General features: G+C 69.1%; 23 protein-coding genes. 11 read left to right on the top strand and 12 right to left on the bottom strand.

Going from position 1 to position 26,194, the window contains the following annotated elements; genetic code table 11:
• Positions 1 to 32: 32 nt before the first annotated feature.
• The 5 genes from RN02_RS16700 to RN02_RS16720 all read right to left on the bottom strand — a co-directional run bounded on the left by RN02_RS16700 (position 33) and on the right by RN02_RS16720 (position 6,074).
• Positions 33 to 1,376: an MFS transporter gene (locus tag RN02_RS16700; protein ID WP_043315386.1), complete on the bottom strand. Its 1,344-nt coding sequence runs from the start codon at positions 1,374 to 1,376 to the stop codon at positions 33 to 35.
• 51 nt (positions 1,377 to 1,427) lie between these two features.
• Positions 1,428 to 2,294 carry a MaoC/PaaZ C-terminal domain-containing protein gene (locus RN02_RS16705; RefSeq protein ID WP_043315388.1) on the bottom strand — a complete coding sequence of 289 codons (867 nt, stop codon included), beginning with the start codon at positions 2,292 to 2,294 and terminating at the stop codon, positions 1,428 to 1,430.
• Positions 2,278 to 4,425 carry an acetate--CoA ligase family protein gene (locus RN02_RS16710; protein ID WP_043315389.1) on the bottom strand — a complete coding sequence of 716 codons (2,148 nt, stop codon included), beginning with the start codon at positions 4,423 to 4,425 and terminating at the stop codon, positions 2,278 to 2,280. The genes RN02_RS16705 and RN02_RS16710 overlap by 17 nt, the downstream gene beginning before the upstream one ends.
• 114 nt (positions 4,426 to 4,539) lie before the next feature.
• Positions 4,540 to 5,691, bottom strand: a complete 1,152-nt coding sequence (locus tag RN02_RS16715; protein ID WP_043315390.1) for a thiolase — start codon at positions 5,689 to 5,691, stop codon at positions 4,540 to 4,542.
• Positions 5,688 to 6,074: a Zn-ribbon domain-containing OB-fold protein gene (locus RN02_RS16720; RefSeq protein ID WP_043315391.1), complete on the bottom strand. Its 387-nt coding sequence runs from the start codon at positions 6,072 to 6,074 to the stop codon at positions 5,688 to 5,690. The genes RN02_RS16715 and RN02_RS16720 overlap by 4 nt, the downstream gene beginning before the upstream one ends.
• 144 nt (positions 6,075 to 6,218) lie before the next feature.
• On the opposite strand from RN02_RS16720, the gene RN02_RS16725 reads away from it, so the two are divergent.
• Entirely contained in the window at positions 6,219 to 7,028 is an 810-nt protein-coding gene (locus RN02_RS16725; RefSeq protein WP_043315392.1) for an IclR family transcriptional regulator, read from the top strand.
• 331 nt (positions 7,029 to 7,359) lie between these two features.
• Here RN02_RS16725 and queF read toward each other — a convergent pair whose 3' ends face one another.
• Entirely contained in the window at positions 7,360 to 8,190 is an 831-nt protein-coding gene (queF, locus tag RN02_RS16730) for an NADPH-dependent 7-cyano-7-deazaguanine reductase QueF (protein ID WP_043315393.1), read from the bottom strand.
• A 295-nt stretch (positions 8,191 to 8,485) separates the two neighbouring features.
• A complete protein-coding gene (gene copI / locus RN02_RS16735) occupies positions 8,486 to 9,004 on the bottom strand; it encodes a copper-resistant cuproprotein CopI (protein WP_043315394.1) in 519 nt (172 codons plus the stop codon).
• A gap of 150 nt (positions 9,005 to 9,154) precedes the next feature.
• Between copI and RN02_RS16740 the strand changes: the two genes are divergently transcribed.
• Positions 9,155 to 9,835 (top strand): heavy metal response regulator transcription factor, encoded by a 681-nt coding sequence (locus RN02_RS16740; RefSeq protein WP_043315395.1) that lies wholly within the window; start codon positions 9,155 to 9,157, stop codon positions 9,833 to 9,835.
• Entirely contained in the window at positions 9,832 to 11,169 is a 1,338-nt protein-coding gene (locus RN02_RS16745) for a heavy metal sensor histidine kinase (protein WP_043315396.1), read from the top strand. The genes RN02_RS16740 and RN02_RS16745 overlap by 4 nt, the downstream gene beginning before the upstream one ends.
• Before the next feature lie 47 nt (positions 11,170 to 11,216).
• Here the strand turns inward: RN02_RS16745 and RN02_RS16750 are convergent, their stop codons facing one another.
• Positions 11,217 to 12,002 carry a PhzF family phenazine biosynthesis protein gene (locus tag RN02_RS16750; RefSeq protein WP_043315397.1) on the bottom strand — a complete coding sequence of 262 codons (786 nt, stop codon included), beginning with the start codon at positions 12,000 to 12,002 and terminating at the stop codon, positions 11,217 to 11,219.
• A 93-nt stretch (positions 12,003 to 12,095) separates the two neighbouring features.
• Positions 12,096 to 12,566 (bottom strand): Cys-tRNA(Pro) deacylase, encoded by a 471-nt coding sequence (gene ybaK / locus RN02_RS16755; protein ID WP_043266952.1) that lies wholly within the window; start codon positions 12,564 to 12,566, stop codon positions 12,096 to 12,098.
• Positions 12,567 to 12,725: 159 nt separating this feature from the next.
• Between ybaK and glpK the strand changes: the two genes are divergently transcribed.
• Positions 12,726 to 14,237 (top strand): glycerol kinase GlpK, encoded by a 1,512-nt coding sequence (gene glpK / locus RN02_RS16760; RefSeq protein ID WP_043315406.1) that lies wholly within the window; start codon positions 12,726 to 12,728, stop codon positions 14,235 to 14,237.
• A gap of 169 nt (positions 14,238 to 14,406) precedes the next feature.
• Here glpK and dnaQ read toward each other — a convergent pair whose 3' ends face one another.
• From dnaQ to RN02_RS16775, 3 genes are all read right to left on the bottom strand, one after another.
• Positions 14,407 to 15,150, bottom strand: a complete 744-nt coding sequence (gene dnaQ / locus RN02_RS16765) for a DNA polymerase III subunit epsilon (protein WP_043266954.1) — start codon at positions 15,148 to 15,150, stop codon at positions 14,407 to 14,409.
• Between the two features lie 56 nt (positions 15,151 to 15,206).
• Entirely contained in the window at positions 15,207 to 15,653 is a 447-nt protein-coding gene (gene rnhA, locus RN02_RS16770) for a ribonuclease HI (RefSeq protein WP_009619116.1), read from the bottom strand.
• A gap of 69 nt (positions 15,654 to 15,722) precedes the next feature.
• Positions 15,723 to 16,481 (bottom strand): class I SAM-dependent methyltransferase, encoded by a 759-nt coding sequence (locus RN02_RS16775; protein WP_043315398.1) that lies wholly within the window; start codon positions 16,479 to 16,481, stop codon positions 15,723 to 15,725.
• A gap of 125 nt (positions 16,482 to 16,606) precedes the next feature.
• Between RN02_RS16775 and gloB the strand changes: the two genes are divergently transcribed.
• The 7 genes from gloB (at position 16,607) to fabI (ending at position 25,913) form a co-directional block, all read left to right on the top strand.
• Positions 16,607 to 17,386 (top strand): hydroxyacylglutathione hydrolase, encoded by a 780-nt coding sequence (gene gloB, locus RN02_RS16780; protein ID WP_043315399.1) that lies wholly within the window; start codon positions 16,607 to 16,609, stop codon positions 17,384 to 17,386.
• A gap of 79 nt (positions 17,387 to 17,465) precedes the next feature.
• Positions 17,466 to 19,070: a LysM peptidoglycan-binding domain-containing protein gene (locus RN02_RS16785; protein WP_043266958.1), complete on the top strand. Its 1,605-nt coding sequence runs from the start codon at positions 17,466 to 17,468 to the stop codon at positions 19,068 to 19,070.
• A 465-nt stretch (positions 19,071 to 19,535) separates the two neighbouring features.
• On the top strand, positions 19,536 to 21,359 hold the full coding sequence (locus tag RN02_RS16790; RefSeq protein WP_043315400.1) for an extracellular solute-binding protein: 1,824 nt from the start codon (positions 19,536 to 19,538) through the stop codon (positions 21,357 to 21,359).
• The gene (locus RN02_RS16795; RefSeq protein ID WP_009619104.1) at positions 21,359 to 22,444 is read left to right on the top strand and encodes a microcin C ABC transporter permease YejB; all 1,086 of its coding nucleotides are present in this window, start codon (positions 21,359 to 21,361) and stop codon (positions 22,442 to 22,444) included. The genes RN02_RS16790 and RN02_RS16795 overlap by 1 nt, the downstream gene beginning before the upstream one ends.
• A gap of 4 nt (positions 22,445 to 22,448) precedes the next feature.
• Complete coding sequence (locus RN02_RS16800; protein WP_043315401.1) at positions 22,449 to 23,468, top strand: ABC transporter permease; 1,020 nt, start codon at positions 22,449 to 22,451, stop codon at positions 23,466 to 23,468.
• Position 23,469: 1 nt separating this feature from the next.
• Positions 23,470 to 25,095 carry an ABC transporter ATP-binding protein gene (locus tag RN02_RS16805; RefSeq protein WP_043315403.1) on the top strand — a complete coding sequence of 542 codons (1,626 nt, stop codon included), beginning with the start codon at positions 23,470 to 23,472 and terminating at the stop codon, positions 25,093 to 25,095.
• Positions 25,096 to 25,115: 20 nt separating this feature from the next.
• Positions 25,116 to 25,913 (top strand): enoyl-ACP reductase FabI, encoded by a 798-nt coding sequence (gene fabI, locus RN02_RS16810; RefSeq protein WP_043315404.1) that lies wholly within the window; start codon positions 25,116 to 25,118, stop codon positions 25,911 to 25,913.
• Positions 25,914 to 26,194 lie beyond the last annotated feature (281 nt).

Here is a 26,194-nt window from a genome sequence, read left to right on the forward strand (position 1 = left end):
AATCGTTCATCGCAAGGGGCTCCGTCATGGGCTCAGGCCTTCAGCGGCCGGGGCTCGGCGGCGTCGGCGCGCGCCGGGGCGACCGGCTCGGCGCTGGCATCGGCATCGCTCGATGCGCGGTTCGGGTCGTACAGGCGGTCGGGGATGAACAGCGCCGGGATCAGGCCGGTGATCACGTAGGTGATGCCCATCACCAGGAAGCCGGCGCCGATGGAGATGTGCGAGGCCAAGAGGCCGATGGCCGCCGGCGCCACCGCCGCGCCGACGCGGCCGAGGTTGTAGGCGGTGCCCACCGCGGCGCCGCGCACCCGGGTGGAGAAGCTCTCGGTCATGTAGGTGGCCAGCACGCCCACCGGCACGCCGTAGATGAAGCCGAACAGGGTGAGAATCCAGACGATGTTCTCCGGCGTGTGCCAGAACACGATCAGCGGCATGAAGATGGCGCTGCCGATGGCGCCGGCGGCGAAGGTGGCGCGGCGGCCGAAGCGGTCCGAGGCGACCCCGGCGGCCACCTTGCCGAGGATCATCGCGGTGTAGGTGCCGACCATGTAGCCGGTCATGGACTTGAAGTTCATGCCCAGCTCGCTTTCCAGGTACGAGGGCATCCAGTTGTTGGTGCCGTAGTAGCCGAACAGCAGGAAGCACGAGGTCAGCGTCCACAGCAGGAACATGCGCCGCGTGCCCGCATCGGCCAGCAGGCCCTGCACGCCGCCACGGGCGGCGGGCGCGGCACGCACGCCGGCCGGTTGCTGGCGGCGCTGGGCGCGGGCCGCCAGCCACGACGGCGACTCCGGCACCCAGGGGCGCAGCGCCAGGCAGATCAGCGCCGGCGCCAGGGCGGTGAAGAACAGCGTGCGCCAGCCGAATTCGGGGATGATCTGCCCGGCGAGGATGGTCGCCACCAGGTAGCCCACGGTCCAGCCAGCCTGCATGGTCGCCAGGATGGTGGTGCGGTACTTGGTGGTAACGAACTCGGACATCAGGATGTTGCAGGCGACGAACAGCGAGCCCAGGCCCAGCGAGGACAGGAAGCGGATCAGCGCGAACTGCCAGTAGTTGTGGGTGAGCCCCAGCAGCGCGGTGCCGAGCGAGAAGATCACGATGGTCCAGGTCACCACCCGCACCCGGCCGAAGCGGTCGCAGCACCAGCCGCCGTAGATGCCGCCGATGGCCATGCCGGCCAGGGTGATGCTGCCCAGCGAGCCGGCCTCGAAGTTGCTCAGGCCGAACTCGGCCTTGAGGCTGTTCAGGCTGTAGGCGAGGAACATCAGGTCGACGCCGTCGGCGAGCAGCCCGAGGAAGCAGAAGAAGAAGGCGATGACCAGGGTCCGCCGGGGGAACCCGGCGTCCTGGGGAGGACTCATGGATGCGCTCATTGTTCTTGTTCTCGCAGGTTGGTTGAGGGGGTTGTCGCCATGCCGCCCGGCTCAGCTGTCCGCCTCCGGCGTCAGGCGCACGTGGCCGTTGTCCAGCACCACCCGATCGCGCTCGACCACGCGGGTGCGGAAGGAGCCGTCGCTCCAGATTTCCGTGCGCAGGGTCTCGCCGGGGAATACCGGCGCGGAGAAACGCACCTGCAACTGCCCGAAGCGCTCCGCGCGGTAGTCGGCGAAGCCGCGCAGCAGCGCATGGAAGGCCACGCCCAGGGTGCACAGGCCATGCAGGATCGGCCGCGGGAAGCCACCGCGGGCCGCGGCCGCCGGGCTGGCGTGGATCGGGTTGTCGTCGCCGTTGAGGCGGTAGTACAGGGCCTGCTCCGGGCGCGTCGGCAGGTCGATGGCCAGGTCCGGCGCGCGCTCGGGCAGGCGGTGCGGCTGACTAAGCGACTGGCTGTCGCCGCCGAAGCCGCCGTCGCCGCGCAGGAAGGTGGTGCCGCGGGCGATGGCCAGCGCCTCGCCGCTGGCGGCGTCGCTGAGCACCTTCTCGCTGTACAGCAGCGCGCCCTTGCCGGCGCCCTTGTCCACCAGGCCGGTGACGCGGGTGCGGCCGATCACCTCGCCTTCCGGTGGCAGCGGCTTGAGCCACTCCACGCTCTGCTCGCCGTGCACCAGGCGCAAGGCGTCGACGCCGGTGTCCGGGTTGCCCAGCCAGAAGCCCGGGTGGCCCAGCACCACGGCCATGCACGGCAGCGCCTGGATATCGCGGTTGGCGTCGACGAAGGCCAGTTGGTGCTCGTCCATGGGGTCGGCGCCGAGGCCCACCGACAGCGCGTAGAAGGCGCTGTCCTCGCGGCTGTAGCGCTGGCGCACCTCGGGGATGCGGTAGTTCAGCAGGTGCTCAGGATTCAGCGCCATGGGCCACCTCCTGCACTTCCAGCACTGCGTCGGCGGCCCAGGCGCCCTGTCCCTCGGGCATGGCGAACACCGGGTTGAGGTCCACCGAGCGCAGCCGCGGGCCGGCCTGGGCGGCGAACTGCGAGAGCCGCGAGAGCACCTGCGCCAGCGCCTTCACGTCGGTCACCGGGCGGCCGCGTGCGCCGAGCAACAACGGCGCGCCCTTGATGCTGCGGATCATCGCCTCGGCCTCCTCCGCGCCGAACGGGCAGCGGCGGAACACCACGTCCTTCAGCACTTCGACGAAGATGCCGCCGAGGCCGAACAGCGCCACCGGGCCGAACAGCGGGTCGCGCTGGATGCCCATGAAGCACTCCACGCCACCCTGCAGCTGGCGCGCCACCAGTACGCCGTCGATGCGCGCCTGCGGGGCCTGTTCGGCGGCGCGTTGCAGCAGCAGGTCGAAGCCTTCGCGCACCGCCGCCGCGCTGTCCACGCCCAGCAGCACGCCGCCGATCTCCGACTTGTGCAGGATGTCCGCCGAGGCGATCTTCAGCACCACCGGGAAACCGATCTGCTCGGCGAAGGCGGCGGCCTCCCCGGCGCTCACCAGCACTCGCTCCGGCGCCGACTCGATGCCGGCGCGGGCCAGCAACTGTTTGGCCTCGGCCTCCCCCGGCGTGCGCGGCGGCAACTCCACTCCGCCGGGCGCCGGCACCTGGCGCAGCGGTTTGGCGAAGGCCTCGCCGAGCCGGCCCATGGCCTGGATGGCGTGCACCGCGCGGGTCGGGTCCTCGAACAGGGCGAAGCCGGCCTTGCGGTAGGGTTCCAGTTCCTCGCCCTCGCCCATCACCGAGACCACGAACAGGCGGTCCGGGTGGTCGGCCTTGATCCGGCCGAACTGCTCGGCCAGCTGCGGGCCGATGGAGGCGACGGTGCCAGCCTGGGTGAAAAAGGCGATCAGCGACTTGTAGCCGCCGTCCACCACCATGGATTCGGTGAAGTCGTGCACCAGGCTCAGGTCGTTCAGGGCCTGGGCGGTGCAGTCCACCGGGTTGATCGGCGAGGCGAACGACAGCCGCTGCTTCAGCCGCGCCTGGGCCGCCTCGGGCATGGGCGGCATCGGCAGGCCGACGTCCTCGGCGGCGTCGCTGACGATGATCCCGGCGCCGCCGCTGACGGTGATCATCCCCAGGCTGTTGGCCACCGGGTAGATGCGCTGGGTGGCGAGGTAGGCGATGTCGATCAGTTCCTCGGTATTGCGCGCGCGGACCACCGCGTAGTCGGCCAGTACCGCGTCCAGCACCTTGTCGTCGCCGGCCAGGGAAGCGGTGTGGGACATGGCCGCGCGGCCGCCCAGCTCGCTGCGCCCGACCTTGTGCAGGATCACCGGCTTGCCGGCGCGGTGGGCGGCCGCCAGGGCGGCGAGGAAGCTGTCGACGTTGCGGATGGATTCGGCGTAGGCCATGACCACGTCGACTTCCGGCGACTCCACCAGCCAGCCGATGGCGTCGCCCAGGGTGACGTCGGCCTCGTTGCCGGTGGCCACGCAGATCGGCGTGCCCAGCCCGCGCTGCCGCGCCAGGCCCAGCAGGTGCGCGCCGTAGGCGCCGGACTGGGTGGCGATGCCGACGCGCCCGGCCAGCGGAATGCCGCGCTCCAGGCTGGTGGAGAAGAAGGCGTAGTAGCCCAGGTTGGCGTTGAACACGCCCAGGGCGTTGGGGCCCAGCAGGCGCATGTTCGCCGCGCGGGCGGCCTCGACCATGGCCTCCTGCATCAGCACGCCCTCGCCGCCCACCTCGCTGAAGCCGGAGGAGAACACGATGGCGCTGCGCGCGCCCTTGCGGCCCAGGGCCTGGATGGTCTCCAGCACCTGCGGCGCCGGCAGCGCGACTATGGCCACGTCGGGCGCCTCGGGCAGCGCCTCGACGCTGGCGAAGGCCGGCAGGCCCTGGATTTCGCTGCGGTTGGGGTTCACCGGCAGGATGCGCCCGCTGAAGCCGTTGCGCAGCATGTAGGCGATGGGCCGGCCACCGATGCGGTGCGGGTCGCTGGAGGCGCCGACCACGGCCACGGAACGCGGTTGCAGCAGGGGCGTGAGGCTGGCGAAGCACGAGGCGTTGCCAGGGTGTTGCGAGTGACTCACTGACATGGCTTTCCACCTGAACTGTTGACGGTTGCCGGAGCGTGCGTCCCGGCGCGAGGGCGAGCGCGTCCACGGCGGGCCGCCGAAGCGGCCACCGGTGGGGCACCGAACCCGGGGGTTTCAGAGCACCGACTGGGTGCCGAGCAGGGCCGTGACCTGGCTGGACAGGGTGCCGCCGTTGCCGTGCAGCAGGGCGACGTCGGCCTTGTGCAACTGGCGCTCGCCGGCCTGGCGGCGCAACTGCGTCACCGCCTCGATGATCAGGAACATGCCGTACATGCCCGGATGCACGCAGGACAGCCCGCCGCCGTTGGTATTCACCGCTAGTTCGCCGCCGGGGGCGATGCGCCCGCCCTCGACGAAGCGCCCGCCCTCGCCCTTCGGGCAGAAGCCGAGGTCTTCGAGGAACAGCAGGGTGTTGATGGTGAAGGCGTCGTAGAGCATCACCAGGTCGATGTCGGCGTGCGTCACCCCGGCCATCTGCATGGCCCGCGGGCCGCTTTCCGAAGCGGCGGTGACGGTGAGGTCGGGCATCGCCACGATGGAGCGGTGCCACTGCGCGCCGGCGGCGCCGAGGAAGTACACCGGCGCATTGGGCAGGTCGCGGGCGCGCTCGGCGCGCACCAGCACGCAGGCGCCGCCGCCGTCGGTGACCAGGCAGCAGTCGGCCTTGCTCAGCGGGTCGCTGACCATGCGCGCGGCGAGCACCTCTTCGATGCTCAGCGGGCCGCGGGCGAAGGCCTCGGGGTTGAGGTTGGCCCAGCCCCGCGCGGCCACCGCCACCTCCGCCAGCTGCGCGCGGGTGGTGCCGTACTGGTGCATGTGGCGGCTGGCGGCCAGGGCGTAGGCGGTGATCGGATGGCGCGGCTTGTAGGGCGTCTCGTGCCACTGCGGCTCGCTCATCGACACCAGCTTGCCGCCGGCGGTGCGCTGGTTGGAGCCGTAGCAGATCAGCGCCGCGTCGCACAGCCCGGCTTCCAGGGCCAGGGTGGCCTGCAGCAGGTGCAGCTCGAAGCTGGAGCCGCCGATATTGGTGCCGTCGACGAACTTCGGGCGGATGCCCAGGTATTCGCAGACCGACAGCGTCGGGAAGGCATGGGAACTGGTGGCGGCGAACACCGCGTCGATGTCGGACAGCTTCAGCCCGGCGTCGGCGATGGCCTTCACCGAGGCCTGGCCGAGCAGTTCAATGGCGCTGTGGCCGGGGGCCTCGCCGATGCCGGCGCTGCCGATGCCGACGATGGCGGTCTTGCCGCGCAGGGCCTGGCTCATGGCTGCACCTCCGCAAGCGCGTCGAACACCACTACGGGGGTGCCTTCCTGCTCGACGATGCGCGCCTTAAGGCGGGCGCCGATGGGCACTTCGAGATGGCCCTCGACGCGCGACATCATGCGCACGCCTTCGTCCAGATCGACCAGGGCGACGTTGTAGTCGCCGCCGCGGGCGCGGTTCACGGTGATCGCATAGAGAGTGCCCAGGCCGCTGACCGGCACCCATTCCAGGTCCGTCTCGCCGCTGCCCGGCACCAGGTTGCGCGGGTAGAAGACGTAGCGCCCGGTGGAACGGCTGCGCTGCAGCATGAAACGGCCCTGGGCCAGGAAGGCGAGGTACTGGGCCTCGGGGCCCGGAACGACGCACTCGGGGAGATCTGCCACGTAGGTCCTCCTTTATTCTTGTTCGACCTTTGCTGCAAAGTGCAGTGACGTGGACGCACCAACCGGCGACTTCAGGGCAGCGGTTGTGCGCTCCGTGAAGCCAGCATATATTCACTCCGCTGAATGTCAACCCGAATACTGAATATGAAAAACAAAGAAACCGCACCGGAAGCCAGTACCAAGAGCGCCAGCACCAAGGATGTAGGGGCCGTGGTGAACGCCATTCAGATCCTCCGCCACCTGGCCCACGCCGAAGCCCCCGAAGGCGTGGCCGCCATCGCCCGCGCCACCGGCATCAGCCCGAGCAGCGCCTTCAATATCCTGCGCACGCTGCACAACGAGCAGCTGGCGTCGTTCGACAACGAGACCAAGACCTACCAGTTGGGCCTGGGCCTGTCGGAACTGGCGGTGAGCTTCATCGGCCGCAGCTACGCCGACCTGATCCAGCCGGAACTGGAGCGCCTGAGCCTGGCCCACCGGATACTCGTCGCCCTCTGGCAGGTCACCGACGACGCGCACATCCGCGTGATCGCCCGCTCCGAGCCGCAGATCGCCCACGTCAATGTGGCCATGGGCACGCGCCTGCCGGAACTGGTGGGTGCCGCCGGGCGCTGCATCGCCGGCCTGCGCCAGTTGCCGGAGGACGAACTGCGCCGGCGCCTGTCGCGGGTGCGCTGGGAGAGCCCACCGGCCTTCGAGCAATACCAGGCCGATGCCCGCGAAGCCCTGGAACGCGGCTGGGCCATGGACCAGGACCACCTGTACCGCGGCGTGAGCATGGTCGCCAGCGCGGTCACCGACCGCGACCGGCAGCCGCGCTTCATCATCTCCGCCATCGGCATCAGCGCCCAGCACCGCCGCGATGAGCTGGAAAGCATCGGCAGCAGTTTGCGCGATACCGCCAGCTTCATTGGTCGTGCGCTCTTCCCCCAGGGCGGCGGCCGCAAGGCGTAGAATCAGAATGCCATTCAGTATCGGGAAAGGCATTCGGCGGGAATGACGAGAGGGATTACGATCGCGCGGCCGGAGTCCGCTCCTACGAGGAAACTCCATGCCTCACGACAACTGTAGGAGCAACTGTCTTGCGCCGAGGTGCTCTTCGTAGGATGGGTTGAGCTTGCGATACCCATGCTGCCATGGTGATGGGTATCGCTTCGCTCAACGCCATCCTACGAAAAGCCGTGCTTCCTGGAACCGTAGGGGCCCTGCCCGCGATATCGCTCCTACAGGGGAATGGCGCGGGTGGCGCAGCGTAGCGGATCTCATCCGCGATGAAACCGTATCGTTACTGCCGCACCAACCGACGGTTGTCCGGCGCGATCTCCCCGCTGCTGCGGTAGGGATTGATATCCAGCCCGCCACGACGCACATAGCGCGCATAAACGGTCAGCCGGCTGGGCTGCAGCAGGCGCTGCAGGTCGAGGTAGATGCGCTCCACGCACTGCTCGTGGAAGTCCTGGTGCTGGCGGAAGGAAACCACGTAGGCCAGCAGGCTGGCGGGGTCGAGCGCCGGGCCGGCGTAGTCCACCACCAGGGTGCCCCAGTCCGGCTGGCCGGTGACCGGGCAGTTGGATTTCAGCAGGTGGCTGTAGAGCACCTCGTCCACCCGCCGGGCATCGTCGCAGCGCAGCAGCTCTGGGCGCGGGTGGTCGTAGCTGTCCACGGCGATGTCGAGGTCGTCGATGCAGCGGCCAGGCAGCTTCGCCACGCCCTCCTCGGCCACTTCGTCCAGGCTGCGCAGGCGCACGCTCACCGGCGCGCCTGCGGCGGCGGACAGGTCGCGCTCCAGCACCGCCCGCAGCGCCTCGCGGCTGTCGAACGGGCTCTGGTTCAGCGAGTTGAGGTAGAGCTTGAAGGACTTCGACTCGATGATGTTCGGCGACTGCGCCGGGATGGCGAATTCGCCGATGGCCACCACCGGCTTGCCGCCGGGGGTCAGCCAGGACAGTTCGTAGCAGTTCCAGATGTCCACGCCGCGGTACGGCAGGTTGGCGCCGTCCAGGCCCAGCTCGGCCCACTTGGTGGCGCGGCTGATGGGGAACAGCAGCTCGGGCGCGTAGGTGGAGACGTATTCGCTGGATTTGCCCAGCGGCGAGTGTTCGGCGGGATGCTGCATGCAATGGACCTGCGGGAATCGTGTCGGCGCCCGCCGGGGTGGCGGGCCGGGCAAGTGTATACAAATGCCCCGGTGGTTTCAGCAGGCGCGGGAGGCCTGGGTGACGGCTGGCGGCCCTGGGGCGGATCGCGGACGGAGTCCGCTCCTTGCGCCGAGGCGCCTTTCGTAGGATGGGTTGAGCTTGCGATACCCATGCTGCCGTGGTGATGGGTATCGCTTCGCTCAACGCCATCCTACGAAAAGCCGTGCTTCCCTGGAGGCGTAGGAGCGGACTCATCCGCGATTGCGTCGGCGCTCAGGGCTCGACGGTCAGGCGGCCGACCATGCCGGCCTGGTAGTGGCCGGGGATGTTGCAGGCGAATTCCAGCTCGGTGGCCCGGGTGAAGGTCCAGGTCAGCTCGGCGGTCTTGCCCGGCTCCACCAGCACGCTGTTGGGGTCGTCGTGCTTCATCATCTTCGAATGGTCCATGCCGTGCCCCATGCCGGTGGGCGTGAGCATGCCCATCGCCTGCATCTGCTGCATTTCCTTCTGGTGCTCGGCGTGCAGGGCGGCGTTGCCCAGGTTGAATTCGTGCAGCAGGCTGCCCTTGTTGTGGATGACGAAGCGCACCGTCTCGCCGGCCTTCACCTGCAGCGACTTGGGCTCGAAGTACATCTCGCCCAGGGTGACCTCGACGCTGCGGGTGGCCTGGGCGGCCGCGGCCGGCTTGCCGAAGTCGTACCCATGGCCGTGGCCGGCGTCGGCCAGGGCCGGCAGGGCGAAGGCGGCGGCGAAGCCGAGGATGGCGGCGTTGAACAGCTGGCGTGTACCCATGATGCGGACCTCTTGCAGATGATTGCCCCCATGTTGCCGCCAGCCACCTGCCGGTTGGCTGTCGGGAAGATTACAGTTGTGTCAGCTTGGCGGCGCCATCGGCAGCGCTGGATACAATGACCGGCATTCCCGCCACGGAGGCCATCCACCTTGAAACTGCTGATCGTCGAAGACGAACCCCGCATCGGCCAGTACCTGCGCCAGGGCCTGAGCGAGGCCGGCTATGCCGTGGACCTCTGCGGCGACGGCGCCGAGGGCGAGCATCTGGCGCTGTCCGGCGGCTACGACCTGGCGATCCTCGACGTCATGCTGCCCGGCCGCGATGGCTGGCAGATCCTCCAGTCGGTGCGCCAGGCCGGCCTGGCCCTGCCGGTGCTGTTCCTCACCGCGCGCGACGCCGTGGAGGACCGCGTGCGCGGCCTGGAACAGGGCGCCGACGACTACCTGGTCAAGCCCTTCGCCTTCGTCGAACTGCTGGCCCGCGTGCGCACCCTGCTGCGCCGCGGCGGCCAGCAGTTGCAGGAGACCGTGCTGCAACTGGCCGACCTGGAGCTGGACCTGCTGCGCCGCCGGGTGCAGCGCGGCGGCCGGCGCATCGAGCTGACCGCCAAGGAGTTCGCCCTGCTGGAGCTGCTGCTGCGCCGCCACGGCGAGGTGTTGCCCAAGTCGCTGATCGCCTCCCAGGTGTGGGACATGAACTTCGACAGCGACACCAACGTCATCGAGGTGGCCATCCGCCGACTGCGCGCCAAGGTCGACGACGACTTCCCGCAGCGCCTGATCCACACCGTGCGCGGCATGGGCTACGTGCTCGAAGAGCGCGCGCCGTGAGCGCCGCCGCGCGGGTTTCGCTGGGCGTCCGCCTGAGCCTGCTGTTCGCCGCCTGCACCGCGGCCGTGTCGCTGATCGCCGGGGTGGTGTTCAGCCGCGCCAGCGAGGCGCACTTCGTCGAGCTGGACCGCCAGGCGATGGCCGGCCGCCTGCCCTTCTTCCGCGAACTGCTCGGCCCGGTGCGCGATCCCGCCGGCCTGGCCACGCAACGCGGGACGCTGGAGCACGAACTGACGCGCCACCCGGACCTGGGCCTGCGTCTGGAGGGCGCCGACGGCCAGCGCTGGCTGGACGAGCCGCCGCGCATGAGCAGCGGCATGGAGGGCATGGGCGAACCGCCCGCCTACCGCGAGATGCGCGTGCCGCTGGACCCGGCCGAGCCCGCCGGGCGCCAGCTGACCCTGGTGCTGGACATCACCCACCACCAGCACTTCCTTGGCCGCATGCAACAGCTGATCTGGCTGACCATGGGCCTCTCCGCCCTGGCCACCGCGCTGCTCGGCGCCTGGGCCACCCGCGCCAGCCTGCGCCCGCTGCGGCGCATGCGCGAAGTGGCGGCGCAGGTGTCGGCGCAGTCGCTGACCACGCGCCTGGACGCCGCGCGCCTGCCGGCGGAATTGCGCGGCCTGGCCAGCGAGCTGAACGCCATGCTGGCGCGCCTGGAGGAGGCCTTCCAGCGCCTGTCGGCGTTCTCCGCGGACATCGCCCACGAGCTGCGCACGCCGCTCACCGCGCTGCTGACGCAGACCCAGGTGGTGCTGTCGCGCCCGCGCGGCGAGGACGACTACCGCGAGGCGTTGCACGGCAACCTGGAGGAACTGCAGCGGCTGACCGCCATGGTCAACGACATGTTGCTGCTGGCCAAGGCCGACCACGGCCTGCTGGCCCCCGGGCGCGACAGCCTGGACCTGGCCGCGGAAGTGGACGCCCTGCTGGAGTTCTACGCGCCGCTGGCCGAGGACCAGGGCGTCCATCTGGCGCGCGAGGGCCAGGCGCAGGTGCGCGGCGACCGCGGCATGCTGCGCCGGACGCTGGCCAACCTGCTGGACAACGCTCTGCGCTTCACCCCCGCGGGCGGCGCCGTCCGCGTGCGCCTGCGGCCCGGCCAGGTCAGCGTGGAGAACCAGGGCCCGGCGATCCCCGCCGAGCAGCTGCCAAGGCTGTTCGACCGCTTCCACCACCGCGAGGCGGCCCAGCGCGAGGGCCAGGGCGTGCACGCCGGCCTCGGCCTGGCGATCTGCCGCTCCATCGTCCAGGCCCACGGCGGCCGCATCCGCGCCGAATCCGCAGACGGCTGGACCCGTTTCATCATCGAATTACCGCTGGAAACGTAGGGCGTATAACCGTTCGCGGTTATACGCCGCAACACCCAAGCCCACCGTCAAATCACCAACCGCCCACTCGCCACCAGCCGCGCCTGGCCGGCGATGCGCACGCGGTCGCCTTCCAGCCGGCACCAGAGTTCGCCGCCGCGGGCCGAGCACTGCAAGGCGCGCAGCTGCAGCTTGCTCAGGCGCTGCGACCAATACGGGATCAGGCAGCAGTGGGCGGCGCCGGTCACCGGGTCTTCGTTGATGCCGATGGCCGGGGCGAAGAAGCGCGAGACGAAGTCGTGGTCGCCCTCCCCGCGCGCGGTGACGATCACGCCCAGGTACGGCAGCTTCGCCAGGGCGACGAAGTCCGGCTTGCAGGCGCGCACCGCCTCTTCCGATTCCAGCAACACCATCAGGTGCGCCGTGGTGCTCAGCGCATCGACCACCGGCAGGCCCAGGGCCTGCTCCAGCTCCACGGTGCTGCCCGCCTCGTGGGGCGGCTGCGCCGGGAAGTCCAGGGCCAGGCGCTGGTCCTCGCGGTACACCCGCAGCGGGCCGGACAGCGAGTTCAGCTCCAGGCGCTCGCCCGGCTCGCCGAACACCTCGAACAGCACATGGGCGCTGGCCAGGGTGGCGTGGCCGCACAGCGGCACCTCGGCGGTCGGGGTGAACCAGCGGATGCGCCAGCCATCAGCCTCGCGGACCAGAAAGGCGGTCTCCGACAGGTTGTGCTCGGCGGCGATGTTCTGCATCAGCTCGTCGGCCAGCCAGGCGTCCAGGCGATAGACCATGGCCGGGTTGCCGGCGAACGGACGATGGGTGAAGGCATCGACCTGGTGGAATTCGAGCTGCATGGCGTTCTCCTCTGAATGGGGCTCCAGCATGCCGTCCCGCGCGTTCGGCGCTGCTATACAGTGTGCGACTTTCGCATCGGCACAGTCGTGCCCTCAGGCCCGGCCGATGGCGGCGAAACTGGCCGAGGTCAGCCCGGCCAGGGTCTCGGCGCTCAGCTCCACCTCCAGGCCGCGGCGCCCGGCGCTGACGTGGATGCTCGGGTACTGCCGGGCGGACTCGTCGATGAAGGTGCGCAGGCGCTTCTTCTGCCCCAGCGGGCTGATGCCGCCGACCAGGTAGCCGGTGGCGCGCTGCGCGGCGGCGGGGTCGGCCATGTCGGCCTTCTTCGCCCCGGCGGCGTGGGCCAGGGCCTTCAGGTCGAGGCTGCCGGCCACCGGCACCACGGCCACCAGCAGTTCGCCCTTCTCGGTGGCGGCGAGCAGCGTCTTGAACACCCGCGCCGGCTCCAGGCCGAGCTTCTCGGCGGCCTCCAGGCCGTAGGACGGCGCCTTGGGATCGTGTTCGTAGCTCAGCACGCGGTGCTCGGCGCGGGCCTTCTTCAGCAGGTCGATGGCGGGGGTCATGGCGGTCCGGGGTCTGTCCGTGAACGATGCCCAAGCATAGCAAGGGCCGGCGGCCGAATCCGCCACCGCCGCCCGCGCGCGGCCCTTCACCCGGCGCGCGGAATGGCCTAAGGTCGCAGACGACCCGGGCTCTGCCGGATGCAGCACAAGGCCAACGTCATGACCGACAGCCAGCACAAGAAATACATCGTCGCCCTCGACCAGGGCACCACCAGTTCCCGCGCCATCATCTTCGACCGCGACGCCAACGTGGTCAGCGTGGCCCAGCGCGAGTTCGCGCAGATCTACCCCCAGGCCGGCTGGGTCGAGCACGACCCCATGGAAATCTGGGCCACCCAGAGTTCGACCCTGGTCGAGGCCCTGGCCCAGGCCAGCATCGGCTTCGGCGAGGTGGCCGCCATCGGCATCACCAACCAGCGCGAGACCACGGTGGTGTGGGACAAGGCCACGGGCCGGCCGATCCACAACGCCATCGTCTGGCAATGCCGGCGCAGCGCGGGCATCTGCGAGCAACTGCGCGCCGACGGCCTGGAGCCCTACATCCGCGACACCACCGGGCTGGTCATCGACCCCTATTTCTCCGGCACCAAGCTGAAGTGGATCCTCGACAACGTCGACGGCGCCCGCGAGCGCGCCCGCCGCGGCGAACTGCTGTTCGGCACCGTGGACAGCTGGCTGGTGTGGAAGCTCACCGAGGGCGAAGTGCACGTCACCGACTACAGCAACGCCTCGCGCACGCTGCTGTTCGACATCCACAAGCTCGACTGGGACGACCGCCTGCTGGCGGCCCTGGACATTCCCCGGGCCATGCTGCCGAGGGTGCAGGCCTCCTCCGGGGTGTTCGGCCAGGCGCGGGTCGGTGGCCTGGGCGTACACCGCACGCCCATCGCCGGGATCGCCGGCGACCAGCAGGCCGCGCTGTTCGGCCAGCTCTGTGTGGAGCCCGGCCAGGCGAAGAACACCTACGGCACCGGCTGCTTCCTGCTGATGCACACCGGCGCCAAGGCGGTGAAGTCCAGCCACGGCCTGCTCACCACCATTGCCTGCGGCCCCCGCGGCGAGCCGCAGTACGCCCTGGAAGGCGCGGTGTTCAACGGCGGCTCCACGGTGCAGTGGCTGCGCGACGAGCTGAAGGTGATCAACGACGCCCACGATTCCGAGTACTTCGCCAGCAAGGTCAAGGACAGCAACGGCGTCTACCTGGTGCCGGCCTTCACCGGCCTGGGCGCGCCCTACTGGGACCCGTACGCCCGCGGCGCGCTGTTCGGCCTGACCCGCGGGGTGAAGGCCGACCACCTGATCCGCGCCACCCTGGAATCCATCGCCTACCAGACCCGCGACGTGCTCGACGCCATGCAGCAGGACGCCAGCGAGCCCTTGCGCGCCCTGCGCGTGGACGGCGGCGCGGTGGCCAACAACTTCCTCATGCAGTTCCAGGCCGACATCCTCGGCACGCCGGTGGAACGCCCGCAGATGCGCGAGACCACGGCGCTGGGCGCCGCCGTGCTGGCGGGGCTGGCCAGTGGCTTCTGGCAGGGCCTGGACGAGTTGAAGGGCAAGGCGGTGATCGAGCGGGTGTTCCAGCCCAACTGCGAGGCGGCCAAGCGGGAGCGGCTGTACGCGGGCTGGAAGAAGGCGGTGGAGCGGACCAGGGGCTGGGCGGAGCCGTAGGGCGTACAACCGTTCGCGGTTGTACACCGATATGGCCCGAGTCCATGCCCGGCTTCACGGTCAGGGTCGGGGCGGCCGGGACAGGGGCTTCGGGTTTGGCTCCGCAGTGGCCTGGGGCCAAGGTGAAACGGCGGATAACCTCGAACGGTTATACGCCCTACGCCGATGGCTATTCCTGTGCGGCGGGGGCGTCCATCTGCGCCCATAGCGAGGGGCCGCCGGCGGATTTTTCTACCGCGGCCAGGCGCGCGGCGTGGGCCGCCAGTTCCTCGTCGCTGGCGCGGATCACCCGGGTCAGCGCGCGGCCGGCCGCCAGGCGGCGGATCGCGCTGGGCTGCGGGCGGCCGCTGCCGTCGCCCTCGGCGCCCTGGCCGGCCAGCGACAGGCTGGTCTGGCCACCAGTCATCGCCAGGTAGACGTCGGCGAGAATCTCGGCGTCGAGCAGTGCGCCGTGCAGGTCGCGGCCGGAGTTGTCGACGCCGTAACGCTTGCACAGGGCGTCGAGGTTGTTGCGCTGCCCCGGGTGGCGCTCGCGGGCCATCATCAGGGTGTCGAGCACCGAGCAGTAGTCGCTGACCTCGGCGCGCTCGCTCTGCCCCAGCAGGGCGAACTCGTTGTTGATGAAGCCGATGTCGAACGCCGCGTTGTGGATGATCAGCTGGGCGCCGTGGATGAACTCGTAGAACTCGTCGGCCACCTCGCGGAAGCGCGGCTTGTCCTTGACGAACTCGTTGGTGATGCCGTGGACGGCGATGGCGCCCTCGTCGATCTCGCGATCGGGCTGCAGGTAGACGTGGAAGTGGCGGCCGGTGAGGCGGCGGCCTTCCAGCTCGACGCAGCCGATCTCGATGATCCGGTGGCCATCGGTGACCGGCATGCCGGTGGTTTCGGTATCCAGTACGACGCTGCGCATTTCGGGACCTTGTTGCTTTGACCAGGGAGGGCGCCCGCGGGCGCCCGTTGCATTATTCAGCGTGGCAGTTCGGCGACGCCGCGGTTGGCGAGCATGTCGGCGCGCTCGTTGCCGGGGTGCCCGGTGTGGCCGCGCACCCACTGCCATTCGACATTATGCCGGTTGACCTGCTCGTCCAGCGCCTGCCACAGGTCGGCATTCTTCACCGGCTGCTTGGCAGCGGTCTTCCAGCCGCGCTTCTTCCAGTTAGGCAGCCATTCCTTGATGCCTTTCATCACGTACTCGGAGTCGGTGACCAGGCGGATCTCGCAGGACCGCTTGAGCGCCGCCAGGGCCATGATGGCCGCCGTCAGCTCCATGCGGTTGTTGGTGGTCTCCAGCTCGCCGCCCCAGAGTTCGCGCTCGGCGCCCTTGTAGAACAGCACCGCGCCCCAGCCACCGCGGCCGGGGTTGCCCTTGCAGGCGCCGTCGGTATAGATGACGACCTTCTCTTCTTCGCTCATATCACCTTCAGTACGGCCCGCGGCGTCCCGCCCCGGGATGGTGGCACGAGGGACTGGCGAAGGCCGTCGCTAGATTTCGGAATCCCGCCGGCTGACCTTGGCCACCGGCAGCGGCACCAGTTGGCCGCGGGCCTCGCGGCGGGCCTGGCGCAACGGCCGCAGGCCGACCACCAGCTTGCGCGCCACCAGCAGGTAGAAGCCGGCGCCGGTGCCCTTCAGGCCCGCGCCCCAGCCTTCCATGCGCGCCAGGCGCGCCTGCCAGACAGCCGAGGCAAGCGGCGGACGATAGCACCCGAAGCGGCGTTTCTCCAGCGCGAAGCCCAGCAGGTTGAGCCAGTCGCAGACGCGCCCGGGGGAAATGCAGCGCGCCCGGCCCAGGCCGTCGGAAGCGAAATAATGCCGCAGCCCCCAGGCGCTGCGCGGGTTGACGCCGATCACCAGCAGGTGCCCACCGGGGCGCACGCTGCGCGCGGCTTCGCGCAGCAGGCGGTGCGGCGACAGGCAGAAGTCCAGGCCGTGCTGCAGCAGCACCACGTCGGCGGCGTGCTCGCCCAACGGCCAGGCGCATTCGTCGCAGGCGATCTCCACCCCCGGCAACGGCGGCCCCAGGCGCACGCCGCGCTGGATGTTGCCGGTGCTCTCCGGCAGCTCGGCGTGCGGGCCGTAGTGCACCAGGTAGCCGCCGAAGTAGCGCTGCAGCTCGTCGCAGAGCAGGCGCTGCTCCTCGGCCAGCATCATGGCGCCCAGCGGCCCGGCGAACCAGTCGCGCGCCTCGGCGATCAGCTCCAGCCAGTCGGCATCGGCCTGGGCGAAGGGTTCTCGTTCCATTCTCACCACCCCCTGAAACAGGTTGGCTGTCGCCGCCGGGAGGGCGGTCGACGCCGTTCGGCGAACACAGGACGGCACATTCGCACTACTATGCGCCAACCTATTCCGCTTAGCGACATCCGGCCATGATACAGATCGACGCGCTACCCGCCTTTTCCGACAACTACATCTGGCTGTTGCAGGATGTGACCACCCGGACCTGCGCGGTGGTCGACCCGGGCGACGCCGCGCCGGTGGAGGCCTGGCTGGCCGCGCACCCGGGCTGGCGCCTGGCCGACATCCTGGTCACCCACCACCACCAGGACCACGTCGGCGGCGTGGCGCGCCTGAAACAGACCAGCGGCGCCCGCGTGCTGGGCCCGGCAGGCGAGCGCATCCCGGCCATCGACCTGACGCTGCGCGACGGCGACCAGATCGAAGTGCTGGGGCTGGGCTTCGAGATCATCGAAGTGCCCGGCCACACCCTCGGGCACATCGCCTACTACCATGCGGACGCCGACGCGCCCCTGCTGTTCTGCGGCGACACCCTGTTCGCCGGCGGCTGCGGCCGCCTGTTCGAGGGCACCCCGGCGCAGATGCACGCCTCCCTGGGCCGCCTCGCCGCGCTGCCGGGCGCCACCGGCGTGTACTGCGCCCACGAATACACCCTGAGCAACCTGCGCTTCGCCCGCGCGGTGGAGCCCGGCAACGCCGAGCTGGCCGCGCGCTTCGACGAGGTCGCCGCCTGGCGCGAGCAGGGCCGCATCAGCCTGCCCTCCAGCATCGCCCTGGAACGGGCCACCAACCCCTTTTTGCGCACCTCGGAAAACAGCGTTAAAAAAGCCGCCGACGAGCGGAACGGCGGGCCGACAGCCAGCCCCGCAGAGGTTTTTGCGGTCATTCGGCAATGGAAAGATAAATTCTGAGGTCTGGCGAAATCTTGACCACGTCCGGCGCGGTTTCTAGAATCCCCGAAATTTTTACCCTGGACAAAGTCATCCGCCAATGCCGCCAAAGACCAGTAAGACCAGCGATCTAGACGCATTGGCTCGTGCCATACGAGTCTCCGTCCTGCTCGGCGCCGGCGCCCTCGCCGGCTGCCAGACCAGCCAGCACAGCGGCACCGACCAGGACACCCTGACCTACCGCCCCGCCAGCCGCGCGGTGGACGTACAGTTCAACCCGGCCTACGCCGACAGCGACATCTGGCAGCGCATGCGCCACGGCTTCCAGCTGCAGGCCGACGCCACCGACACCAACCCGCGCATCGAACGCCAGCGCCTGTGGTTCGTCAGCAACCAGGCCTTCATCGAGCAGGCCTCCGAGCGCGGCAGCCCCTACATGCACTACGTGGTGGAGCGCCTGGAAGAGCGGCAGATGCCGCTGGAACTGGCGCTGCTGCCGATGATCGAGAGCGCCTACAACCCCCTGGCCGTGTCCCGCGCCCAGGCGGTGGGCCTGTGGCAGTTCATCCCCACCACCGGCACCCACTTCAACCTGCGCCAGACCAGTTGGTACGACGGCCGCCGCGACATCAAGGCCTCGACCAACGCGGCGCTGACCTACCTGAACCGCCTGCACGACATGTTCAACGGCGACTGGCTGCTCGCCCTGGCCGCCTACAACGCCGGCGAAGGCACCGTCAGCCGCGCCATCGAGCGCAACCAGAAGCTTGGCCTGCCGACCGACTACTGGAACCTGCCGCTGCCCCAGGAAACCCAGGACTACGTGCCCAAGCTGCTGGCCCTGTCGCAGCTGGTGATGTCGCCGGAAGCCTACGGCATCAACCTCAACCCCATCGCCAACGAATCCTACTTCGCCGCGGTGAAGGTCAAGCCCGGCCTGGACCTGTCGCGCGTCGCGGCGCTGGCCGAACTCGACGAGGACGAGCTGTACCTGCTCAACCCGGCCTTCAAGCGCCGCATCACCATGGACGGCCCGCAGCAGCTGCTGGTGCCCAAGGAGAAGGTGGAGCGGCTCAAGGCCGGCCTCGCCTCCCTGCAGCCCCAGGACCTGGTGAGCTGGAAGCAGTACAAGGTGCGCCGCGGCGATAGCCTGCGCAGCATCGCGGCCAAGCACGGCATCAGCGTGGCCGAGCTCAAGAGCAGCAACCGCCTGAGTTCCAACCGCGTGCGCAACGGCCAGGCGCTGCTGATCCCGGCCAAGGGCAGCCGCATGCCGGAACTGGAGCCCGCGCGCCAGGTGGCCAAGGCCGGCGCGACCAAGGCGCCCAGCCTGGCCAACGCCACCCGCAGCTACAAGGTCAAGAGCGGCGACAACCTCTGGCAGATCGCCCGCGCCACCGGCGTCGGCGTCGACGACCTGAAGCGCTGGAACGGCCTGGACAGCCACGGCGTCAAGCCCGGCCAGGTGCTCAAGCTGCAAGGCGCCACCCAGCTGGCATCACGCAGCGGCGCCAGCGGCAAGGCCAAGCAGCAGCAGGAAGCGGCGACCTACTACAAGGTCAAGCAGGGCGATTCCATGTACCTGATCGCCAAGCGCTTCAACGTCGAGATGCAGCACATCAAGCGCTGGAACCCGCGCAGCAGCGCCCATGCGCTCAAGCCTGGGCAGACGTTGACGCTTTATCTCGATACCGCGAGCCGTTGATTTCCCGTCCGGCCCAGCCATGGCGTTGGCGGGAATCGCGGTGTAACGGCGGATAACCGCGAACGGTTATTCGCCCTACGCCCAGGGTGGCCCTGGCGTAGGGCGCATAACGCCTACGGCGTTATCCGCCGTTTGACCTTGGCCACAGCTCCCTCGGCGCCGAGCACGGAGCCGCCCGCCCCCGGCAACTTTTTCCCCGAAAGCACGGCCTAAGCATCCGGCCCGAGCTTTTTCCCCGCAATACAAGCTGTTACCGTGGCCCTCTCGGGACGCCCGTGCAAACGCCGGCGCGCCGTCGCCCGCCGCGTCGTGCGTCCGCTGCCGCCCCTTGCACGGGACCGGCCCCAACCAGTACAAACGATGCCAGCCCGAACGCACCTACGAGCAGACCATGCCCAGAATGCCGACCAGCGCCCCTCGCCCCGCACCCGCGCCCACCACCGGATCGGCGGCGGAGCGCCGTCGATGAAGCTCCGCGCCCTCCTCCTGCTCGGCCTGCTCGGCCTGGGCGCCGGCCTGCAGGCCGCGCCGCAACATGCCATCACCCTCTACGACGAGGCGCCGAAATACCCGGCCGGCTACCGCCACTTCGACTTCGTCAACCCCGACGCCCCCAAGGGCGGCACCCTGCGGCTCTCCGACACCGGCGGCTTCGACAGCCTCAACCCGTTCATCCCCAAGGGCAACCCGGCCTCGCAGATCAGCCTGATCTACGACACCCTGACCTTCCACTCCCTCGACGAGCCCTTCACCGAATACGGCCTGCTCGCCGAGAAGATCGAGAAGGACCCCGAGCAGCGCTTCGTGCGCTTCTACCTGCGCCCCCAGGCGCGCTTCAACGACGGCACCCCGGTCACCGCCGACGACGTGGTCTTCACCTTCGAAACGCTGATCAAGCAGGGCGACCCCATGTACCGCAACTACTACGCGGACGTCGACAAGGTGGTGGCCGAGGACAAGCTGCGCGTGCGCTTCGACTTCAAGCGCCCGGGCAACCGCGAGCTGCCGCTGATCCTCGGCCAGTTGCAGATACTGCCCAAGCACTGGTGGGCCAGCCGCGACTTCGCCAAGACCAGCCTGGAGCCGCCGCTGGGCAGCGGCCCCTACCGCGTCGCCAAGGTCGACCCGGGCCGCTCGATCCGCTACGAGCGGGTCAAGGACTACTGGGCCAAAGACCTGCCGGTGAACCGCGGCTTCAACAACTTCGACGCCGTGGTGGTGGACTCCTACCGCGACCTGACCGTGGCCCTGGAAGCCTTCAAGGCCGGGCAGTTCGACTTCAACGAGGAGCGCATCGCGAAGAACTGGGCCACCGCCTACGACTCGCCGGCGATACGCGACGGCCGCATCGTCCGCCAGGAGCTGCACAACGACAACCCCTGGGGCATGCAGGGCTTCGCCTTCAACCTCCGCCGCCCGGTGTTCCAGGACGCGCGGGTGCGCGAGGCCATCAGCCTGCTGTTCGACTTCGAGTGGACCAACAAGCAGCTGTTCTTCGGCTCCTACAAGCGCGACCGCAGCTACTTCGAGAACTCCGAGATGGCCGCCCACGAACTGCCCGACGCGCAGGAGCTGGCGATCCTCGAACCGCTGCGCGGCAAGTTGCCGCCGCAGGTCTTCGACAGAGTCTACGAGCCGCCGGTCAGCGACGGCAGCGGCATCATCCGCGAGCAGAAGCGCAAGGCCTACAAGCTGCTGCTGGAGGCCGGCTACAAGATCGTCGACGACCGCATGGTCGGCCCCGACGGCAAGCCGCTGAGCTTCGAGTTCATGCTGGTGCAGGCCGACTTCCTGCGCGTGCTGCTGCCCTACAAGCGCAACCTCGCCGAGCTGGGCATCGACATGCAGATCCGCGTGGTGGACATCTCCCAGTACATCAACCGCCTGCGCTCGCGGGACTTCGACATGATGGTCGCCAGTTGGCCGCAGTCCAACTCGCCGGGCAACGAGCAGCGCGAGTTCTGGCATTCGGCCAGCGCCGACAACCCCGGCAGCCGCAACTTCATCGGCCTGCGCGACCCGGCCATCGACGAGCTGGTGGACGGCCTGATCAAGGCCGACTCGCGCGAATCCCTGGTGCGCCACGCCCGCGCCCTGGACCGCGCCCTGCAGTGGGGCCACTACGTGGTGCCCAACTGGTACCTGGACACCTGGCGCCTGGCCTACTGGAACCGCATCGCCCACCCCGCCAAGCTGCCGCCCTACAGCTACGCGCTGATGACCTGGTGGCAGGCCCGCGACAAGGCCGAGCCGACCCAGGCCGCGGCCCAGGCGCAGGAGACCCGCTGATGCTCGCCTACATCCTGCGCCGCCTGCTGCTGATCGTGCCGACGCTGTTCGGCATCCTGCTGATCAACTTCATCATCATCCAGGCCGCCCCCGGCGGGCCGGTGGACCAGATGATCGCCAAGCTCGAAGGCGTCAACGCCGCCGCCGGCGGGGCCACCGGGCGCATCGCCGGCTCCGGCGGCGAGCTGGCCTCCTCCGGCGGCTCGCACTACCGCGGCGGCCAGGGCCTGGACCCGGAACTGGTGAAGGAGATCGAGCGCATGTACGGCTTCGACAAGCCGGCGCCCGAGCGCTTCTGGATCATGCTCAAGAACTACGTGCACCTGGACTTCGGCAGCAGCTTCTTCCGCGACGCCAAGGTCACCGACCTGATCATCGAGAAGCTGCCGGTGTCCATCTCCCTGGGGCTGTGGAGCACCCTGATCATGTACCTGGTGTCCATCCCCCTGGGCATCGCCAAGGCGGTGCGCAACGGCAGCCAGTTCGACATCTGGACCAGCTCGGCGATCATCATCGGCTACGCCATCCCCGCCTTCCTCTTCGCCATCCTGCTGGTGGTGCTGTTCGCCGGCGGCAGCTACTGGGACTGGTTCCCCCTGCGCGGGCTGACCTCCAACGACTTCGACGAGCTGAGCACCTTCGGCAAGGTAAAGGACTACTTCTGGCACCTGGCCCTGCCGATCACCGCCCTGGTCATCGGCAACTTCGCCACCATCACCCTGCTGACCAAGAACAGCTTCCTCGACGAGATCGGCAAGCAGTACGTGGTCACCGCCCGCGCCAAGGGCCTGACCGAGCGCCAGGTGCTCTACGGCCACGTGTTCCGCAACGCCATGCTGCTGATCATCGCCGGCCTGCCCTCGGCGCTGCTGGGGGTGTTCTTCACCGGCTCGCTGCTGATCGAGGTGATCTTCTCCCTCGACGGCCTGGGCCTGCTCAGCTTCGAGTCGGCGCTCAACCGCGACTACCCGGTGGTGTTCGGCACCCTGTTCATCTTCACCCTGTTCGGTCTGATCATGAAGCTGGTCAGCGACGTCCTCTACACCCTCGTCGATCCGCGCATCGACTTCGAGAACCGGGAGTGATCCGATGCGCCTGTCCCCGATGAACCAGCGCCGCTGGGCGCGCTTCAAGGCCAACAAGCGCGGCTGGTGGTCGCTGTGGCTGTTCCTCGCGCTGTTCGGGCTGAGCCTGGGCGCCGAGCTGATCGCCAACGACAAGCCGCTGGCGGTGCGCTACGACGGGCAATGGTACTTCCCGGTGCTCAAGCGCTACCCGGAGACCGTGTTCGGCGGCGAGTTCCCCCTGGAGGGCAACTACAAGGCGCCCTACATGCGCCAGCTGCTGGCCGACAAGGACGCCTGGGTGCTCTGGCCGCCGATCGCCTACAGCTACGACAGCATCAACTACGACCTGCGCGTGCCGGTGCCCTCGGCGCCGAGCCGGGAAAACCTGCTGGGCACCGACGACCAGGCCCGCGACGTGCTGGCGCGGGTGATCTACGGCTTCCGCGTGTCTGTGCTGTTCGCCCTGGTGCTGACCCTGCTCAGCTCGCTGATCGGCGTGCTGGTCGGCGCCCTGCAGGGCTTCTACGGCGGCTGGGTCGACCTGCTCGGCCAGCGCTTCCTGGAAATCTGGTCGGGCCTGCCGGTGCTCTACCTGCTGATCATCCTCGCCAGCTTCGTGCAGCCGAACTTCTGGTGGCTGCTGGGCATCATGCTGCTGTTCTCCTGGATGAGCCTGGTGGACGTGGTGCGCGCCGAGTTCCTCCGCGGGCGCAACCTGGAATACGTGCGCGCGGCCCGCGCCCTGGGCATGAAGAACGGCAAGATCATGTTCCGCCACATCCTGCCCAACGCGATGATCTCCACCCTGACCTTCATGCCCTTCATCCTCACCGGCGCCATCGCCACCCTGACCTCCCTGGACTTCCTCGGCTTCGGCCTGCCGGCCGGCTCGCCGTCCCTCGGCGAGCTGGTCGCCCAGGGCAAGTCCAACCTGCAGGCGCCGTGGCTGGGGATCAGCGCCTTCGTGGTGCTGGCGCTGATGCTCAGCCTGCTGGTGTTCATCGGCGAGGCCGCCCGCGATGCCTTCGACCCGAGGAAGTGAGATGAGCCAGAGCGCCCAAGACAACCTGGTGGAAATCCGCGACCTTTGCGTCGACTTCGCCTGCGGCGAGGAATGCGTCCACGCCGTGGACAAGGTCAGCTTCGACATCCGCCGCGGCGAGACCCTGGCCCTGGTCGGCGAAAGCGGCTCGGGCAAGTCGGTCACCGCCCTTTCCCTCCTGCGCCTGCTGCCCTACCCCACGGCCAGCCACCCCAGCGGCAGCGTCCGCTACGCCGGGCTGGACCTGCTCAAGGCGCCGGAACGCAAGCTGCGCGGCATCCGCGGCAACCGCATCGCCATGGTCTTCCAGGAGCCCATGACCTCGCTGAACCCGCTGCACACCGTGGAGAAGCAGATCGGCGAAGTGCTCGCCCTGCACAAGGGCCTGCAGGGTCAGGCGGCGCGCGCGCGCATCCTCGAACTGCTCGACCTGGTCGGCATCCCCGACCCGGCCACGCGGCTGAAGTCCTACCCCCACGAGCTGTCCGGCGGCCAACGGCAGCGGGTGATGATCGCCATGGCCCTGGCCAACGAGCCGGAGCTGCTGATCGCCGACGAGCCGACCACGGCGCTGGACGTCACCGTGCAGCTGAAAATCCTCGACCTGCTGGCCGAACTGCAGGCGCGCCTGGGCATGGCTTTGCTGCTGATCACCCACGACCTCAACCTGGTGCGGCGCATCGCCCACCGCGTGTGCGTGATGCAGCAGGGCAAGATCGTCGAGCAGGCCGATTGCGAGCAGTTGTTCGAAGCCCCGCAGCACCCCTACACCCGCGAGCTGCTCGGCGCCGAACCCAGCGGCGCGCCGGCGGCCAACCCGCCGGGCGAGGAACTGCTGAGCGTGCAGGACCTGCGCGTGTGGTTCCCGATCAAGAAGGGCGTGTTCCGCCGCACCGTGGACCACATCAAGGCGGTGGACGGCATCGACTTCAGCCTGCCCCGCGGGCAGACCCTGGGCATCGTCGGCGAAAGCGGCTCGGGCAAGTCCACCCTGGGCCTGGCCATCCTGCGGCTGATCGACAGCCGCGGCGGCATTCGCTTCGAGGGCAACCCCCTGGACACCATGAACCAGGCCGAGGTGCGCCCGCTGCGCCGCGAGATGCAGGTGGTCTTCCAGGACCCGTACGGCAGCCTCAGCCCGCGCCTGTCGGTGGGCCAGATCGTCGGCGAGGGCCTGGAAATCCACGGCATCTGCGACGAGAAGGAACAGCAGCAGCGGATCATCGATGCGCTGCTGGAAGTCGGCCTGGACCCGCAGGCGCGGCACCGCTACCCCCACGAATTCTCCGGCGGCCAGCGCCAGCGCATCGCCATCGCCCGCGCCCTGGTGCTCAAGCCGGCGCTGATCCTGCTGGACGAGCCGACCTCGGCGCTGGACCGCTCGGTGCAGCGCCAGGTGGTCGACCTGCTGCGCCAGTTGCAGGCCAAGTACAACCTCACCTACCTGTTCATCAGCCACGACCTCGCGGTGGTCAAGGCCCTGAGCCACCAGTTGCTGGTGATCCGCCAGGGCAAGGTGGTCGAAGGCGGCCCGGCGCAGGAAATCTTCAGCGCGCCGCAGCACCCCTATACCCAGCAACTGCTGGAGGCCGCCTTCATGGCCCCGGCGGCGGCGCTTGAAGACTGACCTGCAAGGAAGGGACGAACATGGGTTTTCTAGCCGGTAAACGCGCGCTGATCGTCGGCGTGGCCAGCAAGCTGTCCATCGCCTCGGGCATCGCCGAGGCGATGCACCGCGAAGGCGCGCAACTCGCCTTCACCTACCAGAACGACAAGCTCAAGGGCCGCGTCGAGGAATTCGCCGCCGGCTGGGGCTCCAGCGCCGAGCTGTGCTTCCCCTGCGACGTCGCCAACGACGCCGACATCGAAGCGGTGTTCCACGAACTGGGCAAGCAGTGGGACGGCCTGGACATCATCGTCCACTCGGTGGGCTTCGCCCCGGGCGACCAGTTGGACGGCGACTTCACCAGCGTCACCAGCCGCGACGGCTTCCGCATCGCCCACGACATCAGCGCCTACAGCTTCGTCGCCCTGGCCAAGGCCGGCCGCGAGATGATGAAAGGCCGCAACGGCAGCCTGCTGACACTGTCCTACCTGGGCGCCGAACGCACCCTGCCCAACTACAACGTGATGGGCATGGCCAAGGCCAGCCTGGAAGCCGGCGTGCGCTACCTGGCCGGCAGCCTGGGCCCGGAGGGCACGCGGGTCAACGCGGTGTCCGCCGGCCCGATCCGCACCCTGGCCGCCTCCGGCATCAAGAGCTTCCGCAAGATGCTCGCCGCCAACGAACGCCAGACCCCGCTGCGGCGCAACGTGACCATCGAGGAAGTCGGCAACGCCGCGGCCTTCCTCTGCTCCGACCTGGCCAGCGGCATCAGCGGCGAAATCCTCTACGTCGACGGCGGCTTCAACACCACCGCGATGGGGCCGCTGGAAGACAGCTGAGCAGACGGGCGGGGCGATGGGTATCGCTTCGCTCAACCCATCCTACGGGCGAGAACGCCATGCCTCCCAGCAAACTGTAGGAGCGGGCCCTGCCCGCGATTTCGCGCGCAGGGCGCGCTCCTACAGGGGAATGGCGCGGGTGAAGCGGCGTAGCGGATCTCATCCGCGAATCGCGCCGGAACCTCCGGCTATCGCGGACAAGGTCCGCTTGTATGGCGTTAGGGTAGGAACCTGTCGGGGGTGGAGGGACAAGACCCGCTTCTGCAAGCCAGACGGTAGGA

Source organism: Pseudomonas sp. PI1, from assembly GCF_000812405.1.
Lineage (GTDB): Bacteria > Pseudomonadota > Gammaproteobacteria > Pseudomonadales > Pseudomonadaceae > Pseudomonas > Pseudomonas citronellolis.